19 protein-coding genes and 1 pseudogene are annotated in these 18,669 nt (G+C 70.8%); 10 read left to right on the top strand and 10 right to left on the bottom strand.

Annotation, left to right across the window (positions count from 1 at the left end; all coding sequences use genetic code 11):
- Nucleotides 1-141 precede the first annotated feature (141 nt).
- Nucleotides 142-2,094 carry a hypothetical protein gene (locus AB0C33_RS36895; protein ID WP_358296197.1) on the bottom strand — a complete coding sequence of 651 codons (1,953 nt, stop codon included), beginning with the start codon at nt 2,092-2,094 and terminating at the stop codon, nt 142-144.
- Nucleotides 2,095-2,178: 84 nt separating this feature from the next.
- On the opposite strand from AB0C33_RS36895, the gene AB0C33_RS36890 reads away from it, so the two are divergent.
- The 3 genes from AB0C33_RS36890 to AB0C33_RS36880 all read left to right on the top strand — a co-directional run bounded on the left by AB0C33_RS36890 (nt 2,179) and on the right by AB0C33_RS36880 (nt 5,195).
- Nucleotides 2,179-2,322 carry a hypothetical protein gene (locus AB0C33_RS36890; protein WP_358296195.1) on the top strand — a complete coding sequence of 48 codons (144 nt, stop codon included), beginning with the start codon at nt 2,179-2,181 and terminating at the stop codon, nt 2,320-2,322.
- A gap of 228 nt (nt 2,323-2,550) precedes the next feature.
- Nucleotides 2,551-3,726 (top strand): MFS transporter, encoded by a 1,176-nt coding sequence (locus AB0C33_RS36885; protein WP_358296192.1) that lies wholly within the window; start codon nt 2,551-2,553, stop codon nt 3,724-3,726.
- Nucleotides 3,723-5,195, top strand: a complete 1,473-nt coding sequence (locus AB0C33_RS36880) for an amidohydrolase family protein (RefSeq protein WP_358296189.1) — start codon at nt 3,723-3,725, stop codon at nt 5,193-5,195. The genes AB0C33_RS36885 and AB0C33_RS36880 overlap by 4 nt, the downstream gene beginning before the upstream one ends.
- 50 nt (nt 5,196-5,245) lie before the next feature.
- Here the strand turns inward: AB0C33_RS36880 and AB0C33_RS36875 are convergent, their stop codons facing one another.
- Entirely contained in the window at nt 5,246-6,361 is a 1,116-nt protein-coding gene (locus tag AB0C33_RS36875) for an ROK family transcriptional regulator (RefSeq protein ID WP_358296186.1), read from the bottom strand.
- A 100-nt stretch (nt 6,362-6,461) separates the two neighbouring features.
- On the opposite strand from AB0C33_RS36875, the gene AB0C33_RS36870 reads away from it, so the two are divergent.
- From AB0C33_RS36870 to AB0C33_RS36855, 4 genes are read left to right on the top strand one after another with little or no spacing between them, the layout of a single operon-like run.
- Nucleotides 6,462-7,715 (top strand): sugar ABC transporter substrate-binding protein, encoded by a 1,254-nt coding sequence (locus AB0C33_RS36870; protein ID WP_358296183.1) that lies wholly within the window; start codon nt 6,462-6,464, stop codon nt 7,713-7,715.
- Nucleotides 7,712-8,548 (top strand): sugar ABC transporter permease, encoded by an 837-nt coding sequence (locus tag AB0C33_RS36865; RefSeq protein ID WP_357980176.1) that lies wholly within the window; start codon nt 7,712-7,714, stop codon nt 8,546-8,548. The genes AB0C33_RS36870 and AB0C33_RS36865 overlap by 4 nt, the downstream gene beginning before the upstream one ends.
- Nucleotides 8,538-9,359, top strand: a complete 822-nt coding sequence (locus tag AB0C33_RS36860; RefSeq protein ID WP_357980179.1) for a carbohydrate ABC transporter permease — start codon at nt 8,538-8,540, stop codon at nt 9,357-9,359. Before AB0C33_RS36865 ends, AB0C33_RS36860 begins: the two co-directional genes overlap by 11 nt.
- Before the next feature lie 10 nt (nt 9,360-9,369).
- Nucleotides 9,370-10,713 carry an alpha-L-fucosidase gene (locus AB0C33_RS36855; protein WP_358296180.1) on the top strand — a complete coding sequence of 448 codons (1,344 nt, stop codon included), beginning with the start codon at nt 9,370-9,372 and terminating at the stop codon, nt 10,711-10,713.
- A 150-nt stretch (nt 10,714-10,863) separates the two neighbouring features.
- Here AB0C33_RS36855 and AB0C33_RS36850 read toward each other — a convergent pair whose 3' ends face one another.
- Nucleotides 10,864-11,355 (bottom strand): hypothetical protein, encoded by a 492-nt coding sequence (locus tag AB0C33_RS36850; protein ID WP_358296177.1) that lies wholly within the window; start codon nt 11,353-11,355, stop codon nt 10,864-10,866.
- A 227-nt stretch (nt 11,356-11,582) separates the two neighbouring features.
- Between AB0C33_RS36850 and AB0C33_RS36845 the strand changes: the two genes are divergently transcribed.
- Nucleotides 11,583-12,083 (top strand): hypothetical protein, encoded by a 501-nt coding sequence (locus tag AB0C33_RS36845; protein WP_358296175.1) that lies wholly within the window; start codon nt 11,583-11,585, stop codon nt 12,081-12,083.
- 431 nt (nt 12,084-12,514) lie between these two features.
- Here the strand turns inward: AB0C33_RS36845 and AB0C33_RS36840 are convergent, their stop codons facing one another.
- From AB0C33_RS36840 to AB0C33_RS36830, 3 genes and pseudogenes are all read right to left on the bottom strand, one after another.
- The gene (locus tag AB0C33_RS36840) at nt 12,515-12,913 is read right to left on the bottom strand and encodes a GNAT family N-acetyltransferase (RefSeq protein ID WP_358296173.1); all 399 of its coding nucleotides are present in this window, start codon (nt 12,911-12,913) and stop codon (nt 12,515-12,517) included.
- Between the two features lie 166 nt (nt 12,914-13,079).
- A pseudogene (locus AB0C33_RS36835) lies at nt 13,080-13,244 on the bottom strand (IS5/IS1182 family transposase); the annotation flags it as partial.
- Nucleotides 13,245-13,279: 35 nt separating this feature from the next.
- Entirely contained in the window at nt 13,280-13,492 is a 213-nt protein-coding gene (locus AB0C33_RS36830; RefSeq protein WP_358296299.1) for a beta/gamma crystallin domain-containing protein, read from the bottom strand.
- A 305-nt stretch (nt 13,493-13,797) separates the two neighbouring features.
- Here AB0C33_RS36830 and AB0C33_RS36825 point away from each other — a divergent pair, with 305 nt between their 5' ends.
- The gene (locus AB0C33_RS36825; protein WP_358296170.1) at nt 13,798-14,298 is read left to right on the top strand and encodes a SigE family RNA polymerase sigma factor; all 501 of its coding nucleotides are present in this window, start codon (nt 13,798-13,800) and stop codon (nt 14,296-14,298) included.
- Nucleotides 14,295-15,167 carry a PASTA domain-containing protein gene (locus tag AB0C33_RS36820; protein ID WP_358296167.1) on the top strand — a complete coding sequence of 291 codons (873 nt, stop codon included), beginning with the start codon at nt 14,295-14,297 and terminating at the stop codon, nt 15,165-15,167. The genes AB0C33_RS36825 and AB0C33_RS36820 overlap by 4 nt, the downstream gene beginning before the upstream one ends.
- Nucleotides 15,168-15,205: 38 nt before the next feature.
- Here the strand turns inward: AB0C33_RS36820 and AB0C33_RS36815 are convergent, their stop codons facing one another.
- From AB0C33_RS36815 to AB0C33_RS36800, 4 genes are read right to left on the bottom strand one after another with little or no spacing between them, the layout of a single operon-like run.
- Nucleotides 15,206-15,670 (bottom strand): S26 family signal peptidase, encoded by a 465-nt coding sequence (locus AB0C33_RS36815; RefSeq protein ID WP_358296164.1) that lies wholly within the window; start codon nt 15,668-15,670, stop codon nt 15,206-15,208.
- A complete protein-coding gene (locus AB0C33_RS36810) occupies nt 15,667-17,493 on the bottom strand; it encodes an ABC transporter ATP-binding protein (RefSeq protein ID WP_358296161.1) in 1,827 nt (608 codons plus the stop codon). The genes AB0C33_RS36815 and AB0C33_RS36810 overlap by 4 nt, the downstream gene beginning before the upstream one ends.
- Nucleotides 17,490-18,026, bottom strand: coding sequence for a hypothetical protein (locus tag AB0C33_RS36805; RefSeq protein ID WP_358296158.1), 537 nt, complete (start codon nt 18,024-18,026; stop codon nt 17,490-17,492). Before AB0C33_RS36805 ends, AB0C33_RS36810 begins: the two co-directional genes overlap by 4 nt.
- A 22-nt stretch (nt 18,027-18,048) precedes the next feature.
- On the bottom strand, nt 18,049-18,627 hold the full coding sequence (locus AB0C33_RS36800; RefSeq protein WP_358296155.1) for a hypothetical protein: 579 nt from the start codon (nt 18,625-18,627) through the stop codon (nt 18,049-18,051).
- Nucleotides 18,628-18,669 lie beyond the last annotated feature (42 nt).

Here is an 18,669-nt window from a genome sequence, read left to right as displayed (position 1 = left end):
TCCGTCACAACGACCCGCAAAGTACCGGCGACGATGACCGGCCTGTCAGCACTGGCCGGCCACGATACGAGGCCTCCTCCGCACCGGCCGGGTGGGCCGACGGCGTCCACCGTCGGGCCACCCGGCCGGGCCGGGGAAACGTCAGTCGGACGCGCCTCCGACCACGACGACGTGGCCGTCCTCCGCGGGCAAGTGCGCCGGGCCGCCGCTCCACTTGACCGTGTAGGTGTATTCACCGCCCGCCTGTGGGGTGTCGGTGAAGCCGAACGTCGGCTCGCCGTACACCTGGATCGACGGCAGCTGGACAGTCTCGGTGCCGTCGCGACCGGTGACGGTGCGGAAGACCTCGATCAGCACGGACGACGGGAGCCGGCTTGCGGAGGTCAGCGCGCCGCTGAACTGGAGCTCCTTGCCGGCGGGGGCCTTCTTGGGGCCGGAGAGCGTGAGCTCCGCCTGCGCCTTGGCCACCGTGATGCCAAGCGTGGCGGCGGCCTGCCCGTAGAGAGCGCTGCCCGGCCAGCTCACCTCGTACGTGCCCGTCCCGCCGAGCGGCCAGGTGTCGGTGACGGTGAAGGTTCCGTCCGCGGTGGTCGTCACTGCCGGGAGGGTCTCGACCGGACGCGTCGGAAGGCTGCGGGTCACCGTCAACCGTTGCTCACCAGGAGCCGAGCCGTTCGCCAGGGTGAGCCGGCCCGTCAGGGTGAACGGCTGGAGCGCGGTGGCCGAGGACGGCGGCGTCAGGCTGATCGAGGACTTGGCCTTGAGCACGTTGACGGTCGCCGACGCCTTGCTCAACCGGAACGCCGGGCTGCCTTGCCAGAGCACCTCGTACCCGATCGTCCCCGTGACCGAGGGCGTGTCGGTGATGGTGAAGGCGCCGTCGGCGGTGGTCGTCGTCGCCGGGAGGGTCTTGCGGGTGCCGTCCGGCAGCCGGCGGGTCACCACCAGCGGTTGCGCCCCCGGCGCCGAGCCGTCGGAGAGCGTGAGCCGGCCCGTCAGCGTGAGCGGTTCGAGCACGGTTGCCGACGACGGGGCCGTCAGGGTGAGCTCCGACATCGCAAGGGCGACGTCGGGCACTCTCCACAGATAGAGCCGGTCGGAGTCGTCCTTCACCACGCCGAAGACGTCCTTGCCGGTGTGGACGAGGGTCTTGTCGACCAGCCGCACGTCGGGGTTCGCGTAGGTGAAGGTCTTCGCACCCGTGGCCGTGTCGAAGACGCCGACGGACGTCTCGCCCCACCTCCCGCCGACCACGGAGGCGCCGTCGGGACTGAGCGCGACCGCGTTCGACTGGCCGGTGAACGTCGGTTCCACACCGTAGCTGCGGATCAGGGTCAGATCGGTCGTGTCCCAGGCGTCGTACCTGCTGGGAGTGCTGTACGTCGTGAACACCGTCGAACCGTCGGAGCTGATGGCGAGGTCGTGCAGGGCCGAGAAGCCGTGATCGTGGCCGTTGATCTCGCCCCGGAGGGTGGCGCCGGAACCGGACACGTCGTAGACGGCGAAGGAGCCGGGATACAGCCCCTGGCTGCCGACCACCAGGGTCGTCCCCGCGGCGCCCACGATGGGGACGCTGTAGGCCCCCATCACCAGTTGGGTCTGCTCCGGCTGCGGCGCCGCCACGTCGATGCCCACGACGCCGCCGGAGCCGGACTGGGCGTAACACCCGTGGCCGACGTAGAGCCGGCTGCCGGACAGCGACAGATACCAGGGCGAGGGGCAGGCGAACGCCTTCAGGTCGATGCGCCGGGTGACGGCGAGGGAGGCGGTGTCGATCTCGGCGACCTGGTTCGCCTCGCTCAGCGCCGCATACAGCCGGGCACCGTCGGGCGCCGCGGCGAGGCCGATCACACCGGGCAGGTCGGTGATGACACCGGTGAGCGAGCCCCGCGCGTCGGCGACAACGATCCGGTCGCTGCCGGAGACGAAGACCTTGTCGTTCGCGGTGGCCACGTCGGAGGCCCAGGTGAGGTGCTCGCCGAGGTCGGTCATGAGATCGGTGGCCATGGCCGCGGGGGCCTGGGCCACGAGCGGGCCGGCCGCCAAGGCGACGGCAGCGCCGCAGGTGAGGAGCCGGTGGGTTAATCGGGACAACGTCGCGCGAGTCGACGACGAACGTTCTGACATCACAGCCCTTTTAGGTCACAAGTTCGAATGACAGTAATGATCAATCCATAGATGACCTTTGGCGTCAAGCTGGACAAGGAGTCATCTGATCACGAAACCGAGGGCGCCCTTGTCGAATTAGGTGCGGACGTCGGCGAGGAACTGGCCGGCTGTGCCGGTGAGAATCACGGCGGGCCTCCGGGCGAGGCCGGCTGACGATCTCGCAGGCGTTTCAACGTCGGCGGACCGAGCTTGGTGCAATTGCACCGCTGGCGGCTCCGACTTCATGTCCCTGCACGAAGCACTCCCGGGTCACGTGATGGAGGGTTGCTGGAACACTGACGTGAAAGCTCCGGAGGTCTGTGAATGGGACTCGCCGAAGACACTCGCCCCCTGGCCCCTGCGCAGATACGCAGGACGGCGACCGTCACCGTAGGGCTGCTCATGGGTGTCTGGGTGATCGACTACGTCGATCGGGTGATGATGGCCGTCGCATTGCCGTTCATCGGCGAGGACTTCGCACTCACCAAAACCGAGCAAGGCTGGCTGATCACCGCCTTTTCCCTGGTCTATCTGCTGTGCCAGATACCGGGCGGCATCCTCGCCGACCGGTTCGGCGCCCGACGCCAGCTCATGGTCTCCCTGCTGCTCTGGTCGGTCTTCACCGCCCTCACCGGCATCGCCTGGGGCCTGGCATCTCTCCTGGTCATCCGTGCCCTCTTCGGCGTCGGCCAGGGCCTGTTCCCCGGCGCGTCCTTCAAGGCCATCGCCGAACGCACCACCCCCGCCGTCCGCGCCACCGCCGCCGGTGCCATGCTCGCCTCCAACCAACTCGGTGCCGGCGTCGCCCCGCTCATCGTCGCGCCGCTCATCCTCGTCCTCGGCTGGCGTCACACCTTCTGGGTCACCGCCGCAGCCGGCGTCGCCATCGGGGTTCTGCTCTGGAAGCTGCTGCCCAAGGCGCTGCCCGCCCACCTCAACGGCTCCGACACCGTTCAGGACAAGGGGTTCGGGCTCGGCGCCGTGATGCGCTCGGCGTCGGTCTGGAAGTTCGCCGCCCTCTTCTGCGCCACCAACATGCTCGGCTACGGCTTGATCACATGGGTGCCGAGTTACCTGCTGGAGGAACGCGGAATCTCCCTCATCAACACCGGCGTCATGTCCGCCATCCCCGGCCTGGTCATGTGCGCGACCGTCTTCCTCGGCGGCTGGCTGTTCGACCGCTTCTTCCATGACAGAGCCCGGCTCTACGTCATCCCCCTGCTGCTGGTCACCGCCGTGCTCCTGGTGCTCATGCTGATGGCCGACTCCGCTGTGGGGTTCACCGTCTACCAGACCCTCGCCATGGGGGTGGCGGGCCTTTCCTCGATGGGCATCCTCGGCATGCCCGTGCGCGCCCTGCCGCCCGCCGTCATCGGATCCGGCATGGGCATCGTCAACGTCGGCGGTCAGATCGCCGGCGTCCTCGCCCCCGTCCTCATGGGCTTCCTGGTCGACAAGTTCTCCTACACCGCCGCTTTCGGCCTGCTCATCGCCACCACTGTCCTCGGCGCGCTGATCGCGTTGATCGTGCCCCAGCGCCCTGAGCAGTTCAGCCTCGCAACGAAGGAGCTCGCGTGACGACATACGATCTGGTCCTGGCCCGCGGCAGGGTCATCGACCCCGAGACCGGTCTGGATGCCGTGCGCGACGTCGGCGTCAACGGCGGGGTCATCCAGGCCGTCTCCGACCAGCCGCTCGACGGCGTCACCCGGGTCGACGCGACCGGCCTGGTCGTCAGCCCAGGCTTCATCGACCTGCACAGCCACAGCACGGACGTCGCCGGCCACCGCCTGCAGGCACTCGACGGCGTCACCACCGTCCTGGAACTCGAAGCCGGCGCCTACCCGGTCGCCGCCGCCTACCGCAGAGCCGAGACCGAGGGCAGGCCGCTCAACTACGGCTTCGCCACCTCCTGGGCCGTGGCCCGCATGGCCGTCCTCCTCGGCCTCGACACCGACGGCGACCTGACGACCGACTTCCTCGCCAACATCGGTCGCGAGGAATGGCAGCGTGCCGCCCCGCGGCAGACCGTCGACCGCATCACCGGCATGTTGGAGCGTGACCTCGGCGACGGCGCGCTCGGCATCGGAATCCTCGTCGGCTACGCGCCTCGCATCGACCCCTCCGAGTACCTCGCCGTGGCCGCCCTCGCCGCCCGCGCCGGGCTGCCCACGTACACCCACGCCCGCGAACTTGTCGAGATGGACCCCACCACTCCCGTCGACGGCGCTGAAGAAATCGTCCGCGCCGCCGCCGAGACCGGCGCGCACATGCACTACTGCCACGTCAACAGCACCTCCATACGCCATGTCGACCGCGTGCTCGGACTGGTGGAGAAGGTCCGCGCCGAAGGCTCGCGCGTCACCACCGAGGCCTACCCCTACGGCGCGGGCATGACCGGCATCGGCGCGGCCTTCCTCGCCCCGGAACTCCTCCACCGGCGCGGACTGACCCCGCACTCCATCGGCCTGCTCGGCGCCCATGGGCGCATCCCCGACGCCGACGCCCTGCGCCGGGTCCGCGAGAGCGCACCCGGCTCGGCCGCCTTCGTCCACCTGCTCGACGAGGACGACCCCGCCCAGTTCGACTACATCCGGCGGGCCATCACCTTCACCGACGCCGCCGTCGCCACCGACGCCGTCCCCCTCCTTTGGCGCTCTGGAGCGCCTGACCCGCTCTCATGGCCGCTCCGTCCCGACGCCGTCACCCACCCCCGTACCGCCGGCACCTATGGCCGGACGCTACGCAGGCTCGTCCGTGAGGACGGCGTCCTGTCGCTGCCTGAGGCTGTGCGCCGGTGCACACTCGTCCCCGCCGACGTCGTGGGCTCAGGCGTCCCGGCGATGCGGCGCAAAGGTCGCGTTCAGCCGGGCTGCGACGCCGACCTGACCGTTTTCGACCCCGAGACCGTCAGCGACCAGGCCGACTACACCGAGACGGTCCGGCACTCCTCCGGTTTCGTTCACGTCCTGGTTGGTGGCCAGTTCGTGGTCCGCGAGGAGCAGCTGCTGCCGACCGCCCTGCCCGGGCGCGCCGTCAGAGCCTGAGACCTGCCCAGGGCCGCTTGGTCGTCAAGGCCGACCGCCATCATGGCCGGTCAGCGGGCGGCGACCGTGGCCGACAGGGCCAGGGTGGCGGCGCCGCGGGCGTGGCCGCTGTCGTCCCAGGGGCGGACCATGATCTCCACTCCCGACAGCACGCCGCTCTCCACCGCCGGCCGGAACCCGGGCTCCAGATACGGCCACAGCACGTGGCTCTCGCCGATCACCGCCAGCGCCCGTACGGCCAGGACGTTCACCACGCCCGCGGCCGCCCTCCCGAGCGCCGCCCCCGCCTCGGCCATCAGGTCGCGCACGCCCGGCACGTCCTCGGCGGCCAGCCGGGGCAGCTCGGCCACCGGCACCGGCACCGGCGTCAGCCCGCGCTCGTACGCGCGGGCGGCCAGGGCGTAGTCGGCCGCGTAGGACTCCAGGCAGCCGCGCCGCCCGCACACGCAGGGCGGCCCCTGCGGGTCGATCGGCACGTGCCCGAACTCGCCCGCGACGCCGTCGGGCCCGCGATGGATCCGCCGCCCGAGCACGATGCCCATGCCGATGCCGCCGCCGACGGCCAGCACCAGGAAGTCGTCGTGGTCGCACCCGGCGCCGAACAGCAGCTCGGCGCTGGTGCTGGCGCGGGTGTCGTTGTCGATGAGGACGGGGACCGGCAGGCGTTCGGCCAGCAGGGGCCGCAGCGGCAGGTCCGACCAGCCCAGGTGCGGCGAGATGCGCACGATCCCCCTGGCCTGGTCGATCACGCCGGGGACGGCCAGGCCGATGCCGCGCACCCGGCCGCCGGCGGCGGGGTCGGCCAGCTCGCGGGCGCACACGGCGGCGAGCTGCCCGACGGGGTCGGCGCGGGGGTCGAAGGGCACCGTGAAGCGGCGCGCCTCGCTGCCGTTGAGCCGCATGAGCACGCCGACCACGTGCGTGTGGTGCACCCGCAGGCCGAGCGTGTAGGCGGCGTCCGGCACCAGCTCAAGGGGCACTTTCGGGCGACCACGCCCGGCCGCCTGCGGCGCCAGCTCGCGCACGTAGCCGAGCTGGATGAGGCGCCGGCTGTGCTCGGTCACGGTCGCCGCGCCGAGCCCCAGCCTGAGGGCGAGCTGGGTGCGGTCGAGCGGCCCGGACCCGAGCGTCGTCAGGATCTCCGTCCTGGCCAGGTCCTCGCGCATCCGCGGTCCTCCCTCTTGACGTGTGTTCCGGAACAAGCCTAGGGTTCCGCATCAATAATAAATTCGACCCCGAAAAATATACCTTGACGGAGGTCCCCCCATGAAGGCACTCCTGGCCGCGGGGCTCGTACTCCTCGCCGGCGTCACCGCGTGCGGCGGCGGCGGGGCGGGCACGGCGGGCGGCGCCGAACAGGACGACGGTACGGTCACCCTCGACTGGGAGATGTGGGCGGGCAGCGAGGAGGAGAAGGCCCAGCTCGACCACCTGGCCAAGATGGTCACCCAGCAGGACCCGAAGATCAGGATCAACCTGCGGACCGCGCCCTTCAACGCCTACTTCACCAAGCTGCAGACCGAGTTCGCCGCGGGCGAGCAGCCGTGCCTGGTCTCCATGCAGAGCCTGCGCCTGGGCGCCTACGCCGATCTCCTCGAACCCCTCACCGCTCCCGAAGGCTTCGCCCCCGCGGCGCTGGACGCGCTGAAGATGAACGGCCGGCAACTGGCCCTCCCCTACGACCTGGGCCCGATGCTCCTCTACTACAACAAGGACGCCTTCGCCAAGGCCGGCCTGGCCGAGCCCAAGCCCGGCTGGACCACCGCCGACTTCGAGCAGGCCGCCAGGAAGCTGACCACCGGCGGCAAGTACGGGTTCGGCATGTCCTTCTCCGACCTGCACCTGCTGTCGATGCTGCTGTCCTACAACGGCGCCAAGCCGGTCACCGACGACGTGAAGCTGCAGCTCGACAGCGAGCCCATGGTCGCGGCCACCACCTGGTACGCGGGCCTGGCCGGGAACAAGGCGGCCAGCGTGCCGGCCGGGTCGGCGGAGCTGGGCTGGGGCGAGACGCAGTTCGTCAACGGCAACGCCATGATGGCGGTCGACGGCTCCTGGAACATCGGATCCACGATCAAGAGCGCCAAGTTCCGGGTGGGCATCGCGCAGCTTCCCGCCGGGTCCGGGGGTGCGAAGACGTACGTGGCCAACTCCGGGTTCGGGGTGGCCAAGGGCTGCCCGTACAAGGAGCAGGCGGTCAAGGCGGTCTCCGTGCTCAGCGGCAAGCAGGCGCAGGCGTACCTGGCGGGCGAGGGGCGCGGCTTCCCGGCGATGACCTCCGAGCAGCCGGCGTACGAGAACTTCCTGGTCGGTAAGAACCAGGACAAGGCCGACGACGTGCGGGCGGCGGTGTCGGCGGTCAAGGAGGCGGTGGCCGGCGGCGTGCCGCTGTTCACCACCAAGAACTGGGACGACGTCACCAAGCTCATGGCCCAGCACCTGCTCCAGGTCTACACCGGCGCGAGCGGCGCCAAGGAGGCGCTCGCCACCATCCAGCAGCAGGGGGCGCGCGGGCAGTGAGGTCACGAGAGCAGTGGAGCGCGCTGGGGTTCGCCACGCCCAGCGTGCTCGGCCTCGGGTTGTTCACCCTGTTCCCGGTCGGCATGGCCGTGGTGATGAGCTTCTTCGACTGGCCGATGCTGGGCGGGAGCAGCTTCATCGGCCTGGAGAACTTCCGCTACCTGTTCGGCGAGGACCCGGCCTTCCTGTCCGCGCTGCGCAACACGTTCGTCTTCACCGGCCTGTACGTGCCGCTCAACATCGTCCTGGCGCTGGCGCTGGCGTTCTGGATCAGCAGGTCGCGGTGGCAGAACCTGTGGCGGGTGCTGTTCTTCATCCCGGCGATCACGCCGATGGTGGCCAACGCGGTCATCTGGAAGCTGCTGTTCCAGATGGTCGGCACCGAGCCGAACCTGCTGGCCGACGGGCGCACCGCACTGGTGTCGGTGGTGGCCATGAGCGTCTGGCAGGGGTTCGGGTACAACCTGATCGTCTTCTCCGCGGCGATCAACGAGATGTCGCCGTCGGTCCTGGAGGCGGCCTCGCTCGACGGGGCCACGGGGCTGCGCAAGCTGGTCAGCGTGCAGCTCCCGCTGATCTCGCCGGCGCTGTTCTTCGCCACGACGATGACGGTGATCAACTCGTTGCAGGTGTTCACGCAGCCGTACATCCTCACGGCCGGCGGGCCGGGCAACGCCACGGAGACGCTCGTCATGACCGTCTACCAGGCCGGGTTCCAGTCGCGCGAGCTCGGGCTGGCGGCGGCGGGCGCGTGGGTGCTGTTCGCGATCATCCTGCTCGTGACCGCCGCGCAGTTCCTCGGGCAGAGGCGGTGGGTGCACTATGAGAGTTAGATCCGTCGTCTCCCACGTGCTGCTGGCGGCGGTGACGCTGGCCTTCCTCTATCCGCTGATCTTCGCGGTGGCCACCGCGCTGAAGCCGGCGGGCGAGACGTTCAGCGATCCCGGGTCGCTGGTCGGCTCGCGGATCCGGTGGCAGAACTTCGGCGACGTGTTCACGTACGTGCCGTTCCAGCGCTACATCCTCAACGGCGTGCTGGTGGCGGGCGTGGGCACGCTGGTCGTGCTGGCCGCCTCCGCCCTGTCCGCCTACGCCTTCGCCTCGCTGCGCTGGCGCGGCCGGGACGGCGTCTTCCTGCTGTTCCTGGCCACGCTGATGGTGCCGCAGGAGGTGCTGGTCGTGCCCATGTTCATCCTCATGCAGAAGTTCGGCTGGGTGGACAGCTACCAGTCGCTGATCTTCCCGTGGGCCTTCACCGCGTTCGGGACGTTCCTGCTGCGGCAGTTCTTCCGCTCGGTGCCGCGCGAGATGCAGGAGGCGGCGCGCATCGACAGCGCGAGCGAGGCGCGGATCTTCCTGTCCATCATGCTGCCGCTGGCCAGGCCCGCGCTCGGGGTGCTGGCCGTGTTCACCTTCATCAACTACTGGAACAGTTTCCTGTGGCCGCTCATCATGGTCAACGACGTGACCGAGCGCGGCACCGTGCCGCTCGGCCTGCAGTTGTTCTTCGGCCAGAACGGCAACCAGTGGCATCTGGTGATGGCCGCCTCCATCGTGTCCATCCTGCCGACGCTGTTGCTCCTCCTCGCCCTTCAGAAGCATCTGGTCAAGGGCATCGCCACCGCCGGTCTCGCCGGCCGCTGAAAGGACCAAAGTGCTGTTTTTCGACCGCCGTGTAGGCCCCGACCTGGGTGCCGACTACCCGGCGAGGGACGTGCCCGACTGGTACAGGGACGCCAAGTTCGGCGTCTTCGTCCACTGGGGGCTGTACTCGGTGCCCGCGTGGGCGACCGCCCGCCTGCCCGGCGAGCACGTGCCCGTGGAGCTGGAGTTCAGCCACCACCAGTACGCCGAATGGCACGCCAACACCGTCCGCATCCCCGGCTCGCCCGCCCGCGCCTTCCACGAGCGGGAGTACGGGGTCGGCACCCCGTACGAGGACCTGGCCGACTTCTGGCGGGCGGAGGCGTTCGACCCGGCGGCCTGGATGCGGCTGATCGCGGGGTCCGGCGCGCGCTACGTCGTGCCCACGGCCAAGCACCACGACGGGTTCTGCCTGTGGGACACCGCCACCACGGCCTTCAGCAGCGCGCGCCGCGGCCCCCGCCGCGACCTGATCGCCGAGCTGGACCGCGCCGCCCGGGCGGCGGGCCTGCGGTTCGGCCTGTACTACTCCGGGGCGCTGGACTGGCACGTGTCCGATTTCCCGCCGATCCAGTCGATGACGGACCTGTTCACGCTGCGCCGCAACGACGAGGCGTTCGCGCGCTACTGCTTCGAGCAGGCCATGGAGCTGATCGACCGGCACTCCCCCGACGTGCTGTGGAACGACATCGACTGGCCCGACTCGGGCAAGGCGGCCGGGCCGCACAGCCTGCAGGCGCTGTTCGAGCACTACTACGAGCGGGTGCCCGAGGGCATCGTGAACGATCGCTGGGGCGTGCCGCACCTGGGCTCACGCACCCGCGAGTACGTCTCCGAGCAGCAGACCTCCCCGTGGGTGTGGGAGGCCACGCGCGGGCTCGGCCAGTCGTTCGGCTTCAACCGGGCCGAGGACGAGCGCCATCTCGTCCGGCCGGACGAGCTCGTCCACCTGCTGGTCGACACCGTCGCCAAGAACGGCAACCTGCTGCTCAACATCGGGCCGCGGGCCGACGGCTCACTGCCGGAGTCCCAGGTCGAACGGCTGCGCCACCTGGGCGCCTGGCTGGCGGCCCACGGCGAGGCGATCTACGGCACCCGGCCGTGGGTCCGGCATGCCGAGCCCGTCGGCGACCCGGTCCGCTACACCGCCGCCCCCGACGGCGCCCTCCACGTGATCGCCCTGGACCCGGCCGCGGGACGGCTGACGCTCGCCGGCGACCTGGTCGAACGGGCGCGGGCCGGAGCCACCTGGGGTGACGGCCCGGCCGCGGTGGACCGTTCCGGCGGGGTCGTCGTCCCCGAGGCGTTGCGCGGGCTGCCGGCCGCCGTCCTCAGGCTGGCGCCCGGCGTCTGAACGGGGACACGAACTCGTGGGCCGCGACCGCGCCATCGGCGCGGAAGGCTGACGGGACTGGAGGTAGGGGGGCCGGCGCTCGCCGGGCGGGCCGGTCCACCGCCCCCGTCGCGTCACCGCCGCCTCCCGGCCCTGACGAGATGAGAGCCCTCATGACCGACTCCCCCGCCCACAGGCATGGGCGCGGGTGACCGCGCCGCCGCAGTTCCCGGTGCTGCCCGCCGACCTGGTCGACGTCATCCAGCCTGCGGCCGGGACGCCGTGCCTGCCAGGCTTCGAGCATCGCTGGTCCTCTTTGGCTGCGCGGATCTTCGCGATCTGCACGCCCTCGTAGTCGATGATCCAGGTTTCGGCGCCGATGGCGGTCAGTGACTTGGCGAGGGTTTCGGCCTGCTTGCCGGAGGCGAGTGACGTGAACACCTTGCGCATCTCGGCCGGACTGGCGGTCCCGGTGAGGTGAGAGGTGATCGTGGTCTTGGTAGAGGTGCCCTTCTTGCAGGTGAAGGGCGCCTTCGGGCCGAGTCCCGTCTTGAGTGCGCCACACATCGCCTTACTGAAGGCGGCAAACGCGACCTTCTTATCACTGTCTGTGGGCGTTTCGGGGTTCGAGGGTGATGGCGAAGCAAAGAACAAAAGCCGCAATACGGGCGAATGGTGTGTGATCCGACCGCTTCGGGCTCGGCATCCCCTCATGGCCCGCCTGCCGACAACGCGAACCGGTTCACCATCGATCTTCACTAGGCCCGAAGGCCGAACGGGGCGCACGTCCACCCGATCAACAAGCCTTCAACGAATCCTCAACATGGCGGGTCTCAGACTCGGTGCGACGTTCGACGCGTCACAACTTCGATCCACTGAGGAGAGCGGCCATGCGCATCACCCACGCGATCAAGGTCCCGCTGACCGGCCTGGCCTGTGCGGCAGCACTTACGCTGGGTCTCGTATCCTTCCCGACGCCCGCGAGCGCGGCCCAAGCAACAGCAGGCGCCCATTCCGTCGACGCCGCCGCCACGGCCGGTCGGCTCGCACCGGCCCAGGCCCTGGGCCGGTGGATCACCATTGGGCACGACTCTCATACTCCTACCAAGGTCTGGTCGGTCAAGCGGCAGTTCAAGTCCCGGTCGAAGACTCTGCAGGTTGTCTTCCGCTGCTGGGACGGCGGTGACAGAACCAAGATTTCGGTCGGGGTGGACCGGATCATCAACTCGTACGTGGGCTGGCGGGTGAAGGGCGCGGGCCCCTACCCCTGCGGCAACGGCCGGAAGCACTACCTGAAGATCAAAGCCAAGAAGGGCGCGAACTACACGGTCATCTTCGACCTCAAGGGACGCAAGCACACCATCGAGTACTGGATGCAGAACGAGCTCTGAGGCCGCCAGGCTTGTGGTCGGCCAAGGGGCGCTGGCAGGCTCGCCATCATGACGAGACGCAGCGACACGGGCGGTTGGGCCGCGAGCGTGGGCGGCGGCGTCCGTTCCACGGGCGGCATGCGGCACATGGGCGGCCGGTAGCCCGTACGGCATCAGGAGCATATCTTCCAGCCGCCGTTGGCGCGCCGGGGAGCAGGCCTGAGACGACGCCATCGCCCGCGCGACACTGACGCAGCAGCACATGCACCTGACGCCGCGAGATCCTCAGTTCAGCGCCGCCGCGTCCGCGGCGTCAATCCCATCCGGGGCCCGGCGGCCGATCACCTCGCCTGGTGCACCGCCACGTCCCACCTGTCATCCGAGGCCGTCAGGACGCCCCGCTCAAAGGTGTGCGCCCGCCAACGCCCAGCACATCCGTGCACTGTCCGGAATTACTCTGCGCTTTCGGTGCTCTGAGAAGTGCAGAGGTAGAAGACCTCAGGATCACCTTCATCGAGGCCGTGCACCATCCCTACCGGCTGCCAGCCGACCCGCTGGAGCAGTCGCTGCATGGGATGGTTGGACAGGTTCGTTGAGGTGAACAGCTTCACGGTCCGGCATGAGGCTGCTGCAGCGCGCAGTAGCCTCTCGCCGACGCCATGCCCCCGGGCCGGCTCAGCCACCATGAGCATCGTCACGACAAGGACGGACCCGTCGCGACACCAACGTTCGATGCTGCCGCGCCGCTCGCCACCATCGGATCTCGCGACGGAATCCAGGATCACGAGGGCCTCGGCATCGACCGCTCCGCCGGCTCGAACAGACAGTGCGCTGAAGTTGTCGGTGTTCATGGGCGCGATCTTCCTCTCCTGACAAGATCCCGCAACAGCCGCGAGCCGGTTGTGCCCGCTTCGGAGACCACCCGCGGCACGTACCGACTGACCGGAGACGAGCTGGAGGGTCGACTCCAGCGGCCCGATGACGATCACCGTGGTCACCGGGCCGGCGGGCGAGTCCCAGCGCGCAGGCGAGCTTGAGGACGGCCTCGTGGATGTCGGCTCGGACTTTCCAGCGGGTTCGCAAGCGTCGGAAGGCGTGCCGCAGGGCGACGGTCGACTCGACGATTCAGCGTTGTTTGCCCAGGTCGGAGCCGTGCTCGGTGCCGTGGCGGGCGATCAGCGGCCTGCCGTCCGGCGGCCGCCCCGGACGGCGACGTCTCACAGGATCTCGATGGAGGCTACCTTCGGAGGGCGATTCGGGAAGCTGATCTCGGTCCAGCGATCGATCCTCACCGAGTCGCCGTTGGCGTCGTAGTAGATCAGATCGTTGTTGCCGGTGGAGATCCGGTCGACCCACCATCCGCCGAAGTCCGTCCTGCCCCTGTTGGCGTAGCAGTCAACGCTCTGGCGTCCGCCGGAGTGTGACCAGATCTTCAGGAAGTTCTCGCCGCCCCGGCATTCGACGTGGTCGATGGCGAAGGCAGCAAGCGCCGCTCACCCACTATGAACGGTGAGTACTTGATTAGTTACTGTCCGCAACGAAACGATGTTGTGGCTTACGAGAGCGCGGAGGCTCGGCCGGGCGGCCCGCTGTGCTCATGGACGGCTGCCAGGTCCCGCCGGAGCCGGCGTCCCTGCGCGCGGACGGCGTCGTCGTCTGACCTCGACTCTTCGGGAAGGCACTCAACCTCCGGGCGGGCTCGCGCGTTGGGGAGGGCGAAAGGGGACCTTCACTGATGACAGATGACGACGAGGCTGCCTTCGACGACTTCCTCGCCACGAGAAGCACCTCGTTGCTGCGTACCGCGATCCTGGTGTGCGGGGCGACGCGGCACGACGCCGAGGACCTGGTCCAGCACGCGCTGGAGAAGGTCTACCGGAACTGGCCTCGGATCAGGCACGACAACCCCGAGGCGTACGCGAGGAAGGTCGTCGTGAACGCGGCGATCAGCAGGGCGCGGCGGCGCAGGGTCGTCCAGGAGATCATGTTCGCCCGGCCGCCCGAGACCGCCGCCGACTCTCCCGACCTCGACCTGCGCGACACGCTCATCGGTGAGCTGCGCAGGCTGCCGCCCAGGATGCGCGCCGTGCTCGTCCTGCGCTACTGGGAGGACCAGTCCGAGCAGGCCACCGCGGCCCTGCTCGGCTGCTCGGCCGGGACGGTCAAGAGCCAGGCCGCGCGCGGGCTCGCCAGGATCCGCCAGAACATGGATGTCGCAAGGGAAGTGACGAGATGACGATCGAGGACGACCTCGCCGACGCCATGGCGGCGCACGTAGCCGAGGTTCAGGCCGGGCCCGGACTGGGCAGTGCCGTACGCCGGGGGCACCGCGCCCGCGTGACCAGGCTCCGCGTGGCGGGGGCGGCGATCGTCACGGCGGCCGTGGCCGTGACCGTGCCGGTGTTGCTGAATCCCGGCGAACCCGCCGACAACGGCCCGAACCAGGTCGTGATGCGCGACGACGTGACCGTGCCCGACGTGACGGGCCGGCGCGCCGCCGAGGCGGCGAAGGCGCTCCACGACGCCGGGCTGAAGGTCGCGCTCGCCGGGATGCGGAGCGACAACGGCCTGGTGGGCACGCAGGAACCGGCTGCCGGCAAGGTCGTCGCGCGGGGCAGTACGGTCACACTCCATGTCCGGTTGCCGCCCGCGCCGACGCCGCAGGCCCTGGGTGACCTCGGCGACGGGCGGAAGTTCGGCGGCATCCAGCTCACCTACCTGCCGGACGGGCTCGAATGGGGCAAATGGTCGAAGGACGACGTGGTCGGCCCCGGCAAGAGCTACACCACCAGCTTCCGGAAGCCGGGCCTCCAGCAGGACGGCTACGCCGTCCAGGTGATCGTGGCCCACGGCGCGTCCGCGGACGCCCTGTACGACTTCCGGCCGGAACCGCGGACCGAGACGGTGGACCTCGGCGGCAGGCCCGCGCGGCTGTCCAGGGACGGCGACTCGGGAGCCGCCGGCGGCCCGGTCACGCCCACGGTCACCTGGAAGCTCCGCAAGGACCTGGCCGTCAAGGTGCTCATCGGCCCTGACTACGCCAAGGAGATCGACGCCATGAGTGAGTTGAGGAAGATCGCGAAAGGCGTCCGCCCGGTCCGGTGACGCGCGCCGGCTCCGCGCCCGGAGCCGCGCTCGTCCGATCATGGTGTGCGCGGGACCGGAGGGGCGTCCGTGCTCTCGACCTTGCGCAGCACCACGCCGAGCAGCCGGTCGGCGGTCAGGTAGCCGGTGCGGCGGGAGTCGAGCGAGCGCCGCGGGTTGTCGCCCAGCACGACGAGGTGGCCGTCCGGGACGCGCGTTCCCGGCGCGGCGCGAAGGGCGGGCACGGTCGCGCGGGGAATGGGGTCGCCGGGGACGGCCGCGAGCCGCTTGATCATCCAGCGCGCCTGCCCGTCCTCGGCCGCCTCCACGAGCCGGGCCAGGACGACGACCTGGCCGGTGCGCAGCCGTCGCGGCCCGGTCCTGCGCACCAGCACGCGCTCCCCGGGCCGGTAGGTGGGCAGCATGCTCTCCCCCTCCACGGTCACCACCACGTACGCGCGCCGCAGCCAGGCGAGCCCGAGCATGATCACCACGAGCCCGGCGACCAGGCCGGTGACGATCATCCGGGCACCTCCACGTCGTCCCGGTAGCCGCTGGCCTGCCGGGTGAACAGCCGGGCGTACGTGCCGTCCAGGGCCATCAGCTCGCCGTGCGTGCCCAGCTCGGTGACCACGCCGTCGCCGAGCACCACGATGTCGTCGGCGTCGCGGATCGCGCCGAGCCGGTGGGAGACGACGACGCTGGTCCGTCCGGCCCGCAGGCGGGCGAGCTGCCGGTGGACCTCGTGCTCGGCCTCGGCGTCGAGGCCGGCGCTCGGCTCGTCCAGGATCATCAGGTCGGCGTCGCGCCGCAGGAAGGCCCTGGCCAGCGCCAGCCGCTGCCATTGCCCGCCGGACAGCAGCACGCCGTCCTCCTCCTCGTCCTGCTCCGGCGCGAACTCGCGGCTCAGCATCGTGTCGTAGCCGTGCGGCAGGGCGGAGAGGGCGTCGTGGACGCCGGCCTCGCGGGCGGCGCGCTCCAGGCGGTCGCGATCGCCCTCCGCGGTGAGGTCGCCCACGGCGATGTTGTCGGCCGCGGTCAGCTCGTAGGAGACGAAGTCCTGGAACACCGCCCCCATGCGGGCGCGCAACGTCTCGGGGGCCACGTCCCGGATGTCCACGCCGTCCCACAGGATCGAGCCGCGGGTCGGGTCGTAGAACCGGCACAGCAGCTTGACCAGCGTGCTCTTGCCCGCGCCGTTCCGCCCGACCAGCGCGACCGTGTGCCCGTACGGGATGAACAGGTCGACGCCACGCAGCACCCACGGGTGCTCGTCGCTGTAGCGGAACCACACGTCGCGCAGCTCGACGCCGCGGCGCAGCGCCGGCAGCGGGACGGGCCGCGCGGGCGAGGGCAGCCCCGGGCCCGAGTCCAGGATCGTGACGTGGTGGTGGAAGGTCAGCAACTGCTCGTGGGCCATCGTCCCGGCCGAGACGGTGACGTTCAGCGCCGCCTGCACGCCCGCGACGGCCGCCACGAACATCGCCACGTCGCCCACGCTCAGCCGCCCCTGGCCGGCCGCCAGGATCGCCCACACCATGCCGGCCCCGGCGACCAGCGCCGACGCGCCCGCCAGGCCCGCCTGCATGCCGAACTCGCGCCGGTCCATCGTCCGGCGGGCCCTGATGGCGGTCCACGCCTCGCCCAGCATGCGCAGCCGCAGGAACGACCCGAGGTCGAACAGCCGGATCTCCTTGGCCGCGTCGGTCGTGGACATCAGGTGGGCGTAGAACATCTCCCGGCGCTCGGCCGGCCCGATGCGCCACATCATGTCCACCCGCTGGCGGGCCAGCCGCAGCTCGATCAGCAGCGCCGGGACCGCCGACAGCAGCACCAGCCCGGTGAAGGCCGGGCTGATCACCACCAGCGACCCGACGAACCCGGCGACGGTGATCACGCTGCTGGTCGTCGAGAGCGCGGTGTCCACGAGCCTGCCCGGGTTGCTGGCGCTCTGCTGGGCCATGCGCAGCCGGTTCAGGAAGGTCGGGCTCTCGAACCTGGCCAGCCCGGTGAACCCGCACACCGCGGCGAACAGCTCGGCCTTGGCCCGCACCGACACCTGCCGGTCGACCTCGGCCCGCAGGTACTGGGCCGCCTGCGCGGCGCCGGCCGCCAGCGTCGTGACGGCCGCGACGGCCACCGCCTGCCAGAGCAGCGAGGCGACCCGCCCAGTGGCGACGCCGTCGAGCACCGCCTTGGTCAGCCACGCGAGCACGACCGGGGTGACACCGCTCACCAGCGTGACCGTGACGTACCCCAGGACGTACAGCGGCGCGGCCCGCCACACCAGCCCGACGCCCCGCGCCGCGCAGGCGGCCAGGACGCGCGGGCCCGGCCCGTCCGTCATGCCGCCGAGCCGGCCGGCAGCTGGGCGACGCCGCGGATGCGCGCCAGGACCCCGCCTCCCGCGGCGACCTGGAAGAAGCTGGGGAAGGAGTCCACCTGGAACGCGCCGGTCACCGGCCCGCCGTCCGGCTCGACGACCACCTGGGCCACCGGCGAGAGCGTGCGGGCCAGCGGCTCGGCGTCCACGACCACGAGCACCCGCGAGCGGTCCTGCCGGGCCGCCCAGGAGGCCAGCTCGGGCAGCTCGGTCCGGCACCGGCCGCAGTCGGAGGACAGGAAGGCGACCACGGCGCCCTCGGGCAGCAGGTCGCGGGCGACGCGGTCGCCGTCGACCGTCCGCACGTCGAACGTGCCGGCCACCTCACCGGCCGCCAGCCCCTTCGCGCCGGGCCCGCCGCGCTGCTCGACGACCTCGTCCAGGGCGTCGAGCAGCTTGCCGTGCTCCTGCAGCCGCCGGGCCAACCCCAGCATCAGCACCAGGCCCGCCAGGCACAACACGCACAACAGACTCGAGACGATCAGCAGTGGGGTCACGGGTTCACCTCCGGTTCGACGTTCACGACGGGTTGCTCGCCGCCCGCTCGGCCCCGCGGCTCCCGGCGGTCTCGGGGAGCCGCGTGACGCTGCGGACGCGGGACAGGACCGTCCCGCCCGCGGCGACGCGGAAGACGGTCGGCACGGTCCGCGCCCCGAAGGCCTCGGCGACGTGCGCGTGGTCGCGCTCCACCACCACCCGCGCCACAGGGGAGAGCGCCGCGACCATCCGGGCGGGGTCCCCGGCGCGGGCGTCCACGACCGCCAGGACTCGCGACCGGTCCTGCCCGGCCGCCCAGGCGGTCAGCTCGGTCAGCTCCGCCCGGCAGCCCTCGCAGTCGGGCGACAGGAAGGCCACCACGCCGCCCTCCGGCAGCGAGTCCCGCGTGACGGGGGCCGCGTCCAGGTCCGTCGCGGAGAAGTCTCCGACCAGGTCGCCCGCGGCGGGGCCGTCGAGGTCGGGGGTGCCGGCGACGACCTCGTACAGGTGGTCGATGCGGGCGGTGTGCCTGCGCAGGCGCCGCAGCACCGCGAGCGCCAGCACCAGGTTCATCAGGAACAGAACGCCGGCGAGAGCCGGCACGGCGATTGCGTAGGACACTGTCCAACTCCCGGAGAGGGGCACGAACGAGGCGCCCGGCCG

Source organism: Nonomuraea sp. NPDC048881, assembly GCF_040649795.1.
In the GTDB taxonomy this organism is placed as follows: domain Bacteria; phylum Actinomycetota; class Actinomycetes; order Streptosporangiales; family Streptosporangiaceae; genus Nonomuraea.
This window is presented reverse-complemented; position numbering and strand designations above follow the sequence as displayed.

Bases quoted from the DNA above. Each gene is read 5' to 3' on its own strand.
- AB0C33_RS36890 (WP_358296195.1), top strand. From the start codon at position 2,179: ATGACCTTTGGCGTCAAGCTGGACAAGGAGTCATCTGATCACGAAACC.
- AB0C33_RS36885 (WP_358296192.1), top strand. From the start codon at position 2,551: ATGGGTGTCTGGGTGATCGACTACGTCGATCGGGTGATGATGGCCGTC.
- AB0C33_RS36875 (WP_358296186.1), bottom strand. From the start codon at position 6,361: ATGCGCGAGGACCTGGCCAGGACGGAGATCCTGACGACGCTCGGGTCC.
- AB0C33_RS36870 (WP_358296183.1), top strand. From the start codon at position 6,462: ATGAAGGCACTCCTGGCCGCGGGGCTCGTACTCCTCGCCGGCGTCACC.
- AB0C33_RS36860 (WP_357980179.1), top strand. From the start codon at position 8,538: ATGAGAGTTAGATCCGTCGTCTCCCACGTGCTGCTGGCGGCGGTGACG.
- AB0C33_RS36845 (WP_358296175.1), top strand. From the start codon at position 11,583: ATGCGCATCACCCACGCGATCAAGGTCCCGCTGACCGGCCTGGCCTGT.
- AB0C33_RS36840 (WP_358296173.1), bottom strand. From the start codon at position 12,913: ATGAACACCGACAACTTCAGCGCACTGTCTGTTCGAGCCGGCGGAGCG.
- AB0C33_RS36825 (WP_358296170.1), top strand. From the start codon at position 13,798: ATGACAGATGACGACGAGGCTGCCTTCGACGACTTCCTCGCCACGAGA.
- AB0C33_RS36820 (WP_358296167.1), top strand. From the start codon at position 14,295: ATGACGATCGAGGACGACCTCGCCGACGCCATGGCGGCGCACGTAGCC.
- AB0C33_RS36815 (WP_358296164.1), bottom strand. From the start codon at position 15,670: ATGATCGTCACCGGCCTGGTCGCCGGGCTCGTGGTGATCATGCTCGGG.
- AB0C33_RS36810 (WP_358296161.1), bottom strand. From the start codon at position 17,493: ATGACGGACGGGCCGGGCCCGCGCGTCCTGGCCGCCTGCGCGGCGCGG.